The 6612-nt window shown below is 42.8% G+C and carries 5 protein-coding genes and 1 pseudogene; 4 read left to right on the top strand and 2 right to left on the bottom strand.

The window, feature by feature from the left end:
* Window positions 1–106: pseudogene (locus NDI34_RS08570) on the top strand (IS630 family transposase); the annotation flags it as partial.
* Window positions 107–302: 196 nt separating this feature from the next.
* Here the strand turns inward: NDI34_RS08570 and NDI34_RS08565 are convergent.
* Window positions 303–917 (bottom strand): hypothetical protein, encoded by a 615-nt coding sequence (locus NDI34_RS08565; protein WP_190676384.1) that lies wholly within the window; start codon window positions 915–917, stop codon window positions 303–305.
* Window positions 918–1407: 490 nt separating this feature from the next.
* On the bottom strand, window positions 1408–2826 hold the full coding sequence (locus NDI34_RS08560) for a hypothetical protein (protein ID WP_190676386.1): 1419 nt from the start codon (window positions 2824–2826) through the stop codon (window positions 1408–1410).
* Window positions 2827–3528: 702 nt separating this feature from the next.
* Between NDI34_RS08560 and NDI34_RS08555 the strand changes: the two genes are divergently transcribed.
* The 3 genes from NDI34_RS08555 to NDI34_RS08545 are packed head-to-tail and all read left to right on the top strand — an operon-like array spanning window position 3529 to window position 6612.
* Entirely contained in the window at window positions 3529–4524 is a 996-nt protein-coding gene (locus NDI34_RS08555; RefSeq protein WP_348232416.1) for an ABC transporter substrate-binding protein, read from the top strand.
* A 50-nt stretch (window positions 4525–4574) separates the two neighbouring features.
* Window positions 4575–5576, top strand: coding sequence for an ABC transporter substrate-binding protein (locus NDI34_RS08550; RefSeq protein ID WP_348232415.1), 1002 nt, complete (start codon window positions 4575–4577; stop codon window positions 5574–5576).
* A 34-nt stretch (window positions 5577–5610) separates the two neighbouring features.
* Window positions 5611–6612, top strand: a complete 1002-nt coding sequence (locus NDI34_RS08545) for an ABC transporter substrate-binding protein (RefSeq protein ID WP_190414449.1) — start codon at window positions 5611–5613, stop codon at window positions 6610–6612.

Here is a 6612-nt window from a genome sequence, read left to right as displayed (position 1 = left end):
TGAATGGATAGAGATAGAGGCTTATCGGGACTGGAAAAGTTTAGTAAAGTATGTCAAAAATGTGCTAAAAAAAGTCGGAACCGAATATGTAATTAATTTTGCTTAAGCACTTACGTTCACTCAAATGAGTTTAACTACTGAGTTAATCTCAATGTGACAAATGAATGCAAGTGAAACGAAAAATGAGTTATGGTGAAATAAACCATTTCTCAAAGTGTACTTAAAACCTCCCTGTTTGTATAAGGGAGGTTTTTATTTATTTAGCTAAGTGATTCAGAGGACTCCCCAGAGCATGATTTTTCTTAGTTAGTGGATGCTTCCATGAGGAGCTTACAATCCCAACAAGCAATCCTTACATTTGGTCTAGATCGTGCATTTAGGTCACACTTAGGGCAAGTATATTTAACCCTTTTGCCGCCTTTACTCCTTTCAGGTTCATCCGATGGTTTAGTTTTCCAGGGGATAAGCTTTTCCATAGGGAGATTGTTGATCGCTTGCTCGAATTTACCGTTTTTAACAACTTCGTGGTCTACATTCCACTTGTCACCAATGTCTATAGGATTCAGTCCAACTTCTCTCATTTTTGCCTTCCATTCTTCATTACAGTAACCTTGTCTAGCAGGTTTCTTTTTTCCAAAGTTGTACTGCCAAACATTCACCATCTGACGGCAGAGCGCCGCCAAAACATCTTGCACATGACGTTCAAAGCTCACAGGACTTAACTGTATTCCACTCAGAGTTACTCCGTTCTTGTCCCACTTATCAGGTAGGAAACAACCGTACTCGCCAGCTTTAGGTGAGAGAGTTAGTACACATTCCGGAAGCTCATTATTAAACAGTTCCCTATTGAAGTAGGTGTAAATGAAATCATAAGCATCAGTTTGCTCTCTAGTTGGAGTCTTCCCACTGTTAACCATTTCTCAAATTTGAGTGTACATTCAAATTTGAGTGTACACTCAAATCAAATAACGCCCCTCAACAGCGAATGTCAGACCCCTGAAACCGGGTATCTCAGAAACCACTCCAGAAGCCTTGTATAGCCTTATACACGATTTCAAAACCCCAGAGGTTTTTGTGTATACAGCGTTATGCTGCAAGACTTCCTTCATGAGGGACACACTCAACTTGTAGAGATACCCATTAAAGATATTTAGTCGGAAATGACACCAGTGGTTAGAGAGTGGGCACAATACCCGATGGCTCGCTCATCAGTGGTTAGTTGTTGTACTCAAAGTTGTGAGGTGGATTAGCGATATGTGTATTTTTTGGTATGAGTTAAACTCTGGAGTTTAACTTTTTCTGGAAAATAGACATATCGCTATGACGGTTGAGTAGTTATGACAGATATAAAAAACCCTCCCAAGTTTGGGAGGGTAATTAGTGCTGATGAGTTGTAGGTTCTAGATGCTACTTACCCGCTAATTCTCTTGTTAGCCTTAACTCTGTCTTCAGTGATTCGTTCTCAGCCCTTAAAGCTGCTACTTCTGCCTTCAAACGTTCTACTTCACTCAGTTCCTTTTGCTGTCCTTTATTACGCTCATGAGCCTGTCTCATGACCTGTGTACGAGTGTCAAGGCTCATGTACTTCTGATATGTGTCAGTATGCATCTGTACTGAATGTCCCATGTTATTCGCCATCTCTTTAACAGGGATACCTAATACATGACCCCTGATTGCGTAAGCATGGCGCAATGTGTGAGGAGTGAAAGGGATTTTGTGTCTACGAAATTTTTGACAAACCAAAGTGCTTTTATCTATTAGGTTACTCACGGAGTGAAGCTTTTTGACATCCTTTAAATTAAACTTCTCTACCCATTCAGGATGTAAAGGAAACACTACACGATCACCAGTCTTTAATCCTTCAGTGAGTGATTCATCTAAAGTAATCACGTTGTTAGTGTTAGTGGGGTCTAAGAACTTAGGGATATCAATTGCCCATATTTCGTGAATCCTTAAACCATAGGTAGCAAGTATTCCGTAGAGCCATTGCCATGACTCCCATTGAGAATTTGAACGATACTTTGATGGCTGGATTTTTAATCGATATTGCTCAATCTCTTCATCAGTTGGTATCTTTTTTTCTTTAGGCTTATAGCCATCCCTTAGACCATTGAATTTAAAATCAAAATCAATGGTGTTGCAAAAAACAGATAATGCCTTTACAAGATGTATTCGCTTGCCAGTTCCCGCTTCTGTAGATTGAATAACCTGCATGATTAAATCACTTGATAGTGGTTTATCAATTGGTAGGCGATTCAGCCAAATTAACCAAGAGTGAAGACTTGCTTCACTCTGTCTATTACGCTTGCGTGTCAGAAAGTATTTAACCTTGAACTCTTCAATTAATTCACCAATAGTTTTAGGTGTCTCAGTTGCTGTTAATTCTGTTTTCTTAGCTATCTCAGAATCAAACCACTGCCAGGTGAATGTTTTGTGTAGTAAGTGATGCCCAATCTGTCTAGCGTAGCTATCAGCTAGAGTTAACCCATCAGCAGACCAGGGACAGTTAGCACCTAACTTGTATTGCTTGCTTGACCTTCCTGCAACGGTAGGTTTATCACCATCTCGCAAAGGTGCTGAGAACTGTAGAGCGATAGTGTTACCTACTCTGACTAACTGAACTTTCACACCATCAGCTTTGAGGTTGGTGTTAATGGTCTGGAGTCTTTCTGACAGTTTCTTCTCTAAGTGTTCGATCCGAAGCGCTTCTTTCTTCTTACTAGCTGGATAGCTAAGGTCTTTTCTCAGGTTATCGGGGATCTCTAAATCCCCCATTAGTTCATCTGTACTAACGCTGGATTCCTTATGGAGTTTGGTCTTTGGCATTTCTTACTTATTGCTTAGTTTAACTCGATGATGTGGTGCTTTTGGGTGCTGTGGCGATCCGCTTGTCTGCCCTATCCCTTGGTACATCTACTCTTCAAAGTTAAACTCCACGGATGGGTATGTCAATCGTTTACCCAAATGGTCATAGGGCATTTTCCCTGAATTTTAAATCCATAGACTGCTTGCAACTCGACAAAAAACGCTTACCTCTGGGCTGCGATCGCGTACAGCCCTTTGGGTATGAAAACAGCAAAGCGAGGCGTTAGCCTAGCTCTGACTTGTCAGTTCGCGCTGGGAAAGAGCAATCTGTTGATTGGTGCTGATTTAATACTTATACCAAGTTGCGTTGTCACATCCTTCAAATCCAATGGCAACGCCAAGGTGTTTTACATTTGTTGGCTCTCTAGCGCTAAGGAATCGACCCGCTTCGATCCCCACACCCTCCACTAAAGATATAGAACAGATGGTGAAAACCCGAAGAAAATCGGGAATTCTAAGAAGGGTACTGATGCAAACTCTGATTATTGCAGGTCTTCCTTTTGGGCGATCGCTCAACTCCTGAGTTAGCGAGAGAAAAACCAACGATGACAAGGCTTTGAGCCAATAGAAGCACCAGAGTTGAGACCGAACTTTCGTAAAGCTGTCGATCGGTTCAGCGATAAAAGGCAGCATAACCCCAGTTAAGTCACAAAAATAGTTTCTATGAAATCTCGACTGTTCCGCTTCGTGTCTCTTTTTTTGCTCAGTATTGTGCTGATCGCAGCCTGCAATAGCACGACGGTGACTTCCCAAAAAGAAACTCAGCCCCTTACCGTCGGCTACAATTTGTGGCCTGGGTTGTTCCCAATCGCGATCGCTCAAGAAAAAGAATTCTTCACAGCTCAAGGGGTCAAAGTCAAACCCGTCTATGTCCAAAACTTTCTAGAATCGGTGTCTGAATTCAGTGCTGGACAATATGATGGAGTTGCCATCACAGTAAGTAGCTTGATGAGCATCATTGAGAAAAACCCGGATTTACAGATTGCGATGGCAACTGATGAATCGGCTGGTTCTGACTCAATAGTAGTTCGCCCAGAGGTTAAAAGTGTCGCTGACTTGAAAGGCAAGCGCCTCGGAGTCAGGTTAGGTGATGGAGAATTATTTGTCAGCGAAATGCTCCAGAAACATGGTTTGACTAGCGATAATTTGACCCTAGTCAACGTAGAAGGAGAAGCGGTTCCAGCACGTTTTAAGAGCGGGGATATTCAAGCGGGACATACTTGGGAACCGTACTTATCTGAAGTAACCAAATCTGGAGGGCGAGTATTATTCACCAGTAAGGACACACCCGGCTTAATTTCGAGTGTAATCGTGTTTCGCTCCTCAGTAGTACGCGATCGCCCAAAAGACATTCAAGCATTTATTCGCGCCTGGTTTCAAGCTCAAGATTACTGGCAGGCAAATCCCGAAGAAAGTAAAGCACTGATTGCGAAAACGCTCTCCATCAAACCTGAAGAAGTTTCCACTGAGGGTGTCAAGTTGTACACCTTAAAAGACAACTTAAAAGCATTTACTCCTGGTTCTACAACCGAGTCGTTGTACCATACCGCCAAATTGTACGCCGACTTCTATATTCGCACCGGAGGATTAAGCACCGCGCCAGATATTCAAAAAATGATTAATCCTTCTTTTGTGCAGATGTCGCAGGCAGGAAATTAACGAGAAAAAAAGCGTTATTCCATGCAGTTAAACATCAACAGTTTTTCAAGATGAAATCTCGATTTCTCCGCTTTGCGTCTCTTTTTTTGCTCAGCCTTTTCCTGGTTACAGCCTGCAATGGCAGAACCTTTATAACCTCTAAACCTGAGCTTCCACCACTGCAAATTGCCTACAATCTGTGGCCTGGATATTTCCCAATGGAGATTGCTTCAGAACAAGGATTTTTCGCAGAACAGGGGGTGGAAGTTGAACCTGTGTATTCAGAAAACTATTTAGGAGTTGTTTCTGATTTTAGTGCAGGTAAATATGATGGCATCATCGTAACATTGGGTGGTGTGATGAGCATCATTGGGAAAAACCCAGATATCCACATTGTCCTGGAAACCGATCAATCGGCTGGTGCTGATACCGTAGTGGTGCAACGTGATATTAAAAGTGTGGTTGACTTGAAGGGCAAGCGACTCGGCGTGAAGTTAGGCGACTACGGAGAATTGTTTGTTGTCAAGATGCTGGAGAGCAATGGTCTTACTACCGATGACGTGACGCTAGTCGATATAGAAGGGGAAGCCATTCCAGCACACATAAAAAGCGGTGATATTCAAGCCGGACAAACTTGGTATCCCTACACATTAGAGGCAGTGAAAGCCGGAGCGCAGGTACTATTTACCAGTAAGCAAACACCTAGGTTGATTCCCAATGTCATCTTATTTCGCAGCAATGTAATACGCGATCGCCCTGGACATATAAAAGCATTTGTCCGAGCTTGGTTCCAAGCCCAAGATTACTGGAAAGCCAACCCAGAAGCAAGCAAATCACTGATTGCTAAGCGGCTGAAGATTAAACCGGAGAGCGTTTCAACCGATAACATTCAGCTGTCCACCTTAAAAGAAAACTTAAAAGCGTTTACTCCAGGTTCCACAGAAGAGTCGTTGTACCATACCGCCAAATTGTACGCCGATTTCTCGATTCGTACTGGAGGATTAACCGCTGCGCCAGATATTCAAAAACTGATCGATCCGTCTTTTGTGCAGCAGTTGCAGCCAGGAAGTTGACCGTATTCAGTCACACACATCAACAGGTTTTAGCATGAAATCTCGATTGCTACGCTTTGTATCTCTTGTATTACTCAGCATTGTGCTAATCACCGCCTGCAATGGCACGACAACCGTAACTTCCAGCCCACAGTCTTTGCCTCTTAGGGTCAGCTATAATCTTTGGGCTGGACAGTTTCCGATGGCGATCGCCCAAGAAAAAGGATTCTTCCAAGCGCAGGGTGTTAAAGTCGAACCCATTTTTTCAGAAAACTATCTCCTACCCCTGTCTAACTTCAGTGCTAATAAAAATGATGGGGTTGCGCTGCCATTAGGTAGCGTTATGAGTAGGCTTGGGCAAAACCCAGATGCAAAAATCGTTTTAGTCACCGATCAATCAGCGGGTGCTGACGCAATGGTAGCTCAGCGCCATATAAAAAGCGTGGCTGATTTGAAGGGTAAGCGGATCGGCACTAAGTTAAATGATTTTGGAGAACTGTTTGTCACTAAGATACTAGAAACGAAAGGTCTTTCTACTCAAGATGTCAGCTTAGTCAATATAGAAGCGGAAGCAATTCCAGCTTTCTTAAAAAGTGGTGAAATTCAAGCAGGACAAACCTGGGGACCCCATTTGTCTCAAGCAGTCAAATCTGGGGCTAAAGTGCTATTCACCAGTAAGCAGACTCCTGGGTTAATTCCAGATGTCATCGTGTTTCACAGCAATGTGCTACGCGATCGCCCTCAAGATATAAAGGCATTTATTCGCGCTTGGTTCCAAGCCCAAGACTACTGGAAAGCGAATCCAGAAGAAAGCAAAGCAATAATTGCCAAAACCCTCAATATCAAACCTGAAATTATTTCAACAGATGGCATCCAGTTGTCTAATTTGCAAGACAACTTAAAGGCATTTACTCCAGGTTCAACAACAGAGTCGCTGTATCATACAGCCAAATTGTACGCCGACTTTTATACTCGTACCGGAGGGCTAAGCGCTGCGCCGGATATTCAAAAACTAATCGATCCGTCCTTTGTGCAGCAGTTACAAAAGGTAAATTGA

The sequence above is a fragment of the Trichocoleus sp. DQ-U1 genome, from assembly GCF_039961925.1.
Classification (GTDB): domain Bacteria; phylum Cyanobacteriota; class Cyanobacteriia; order Cyanobacteriales; family FACHB-T130; genus FACHB-T130.
Note: the sequence above shows the minus strand (reverse complement) of the source record. Positions and strands in the feature narration are given on the sequence as shown.

Excerpts from the sequence above, each read along its gene's own strand:
- NDI34_RS08565 (WP_190676384.1), bottom strand. The coding sequence starts at position 917 with ATGGTTAACAGTGGGAAGACTCCAACTAGAGAGCAAACTGATGCTTAT.
- NDI34_RS08560 (WP_190676386.1), bottom strand. The coding sequence starts at position 2,826 with ATGCCAAAGACCAAACTCCATAAGGAATCCAGCGTTAGTACAGATGAA.
- NDI34_RS08555 (WP_348232416.1), top strand. The coding sequence starts at position 3,529 with ATGAAATCTCGACTGTTCCGCTTCGTGTCTCTTTTTTTGCTCAGTATT.
- NDI34_RS08550 (WP_348232415.1), top strand. The coding sequence starts at position 4,575 with ATGAAATCTCGATTTCTCCGCTTTGCGTCTCTTTTTTTGCTCAGCCTT.
- NDI34_RS08545 (WP_190414449.1), top strand. The coding sequence starts at position 5,611 with ATGAAATCTCGATTGCTACGCTTTGTATCTCTTGTATTACTCAGCATT.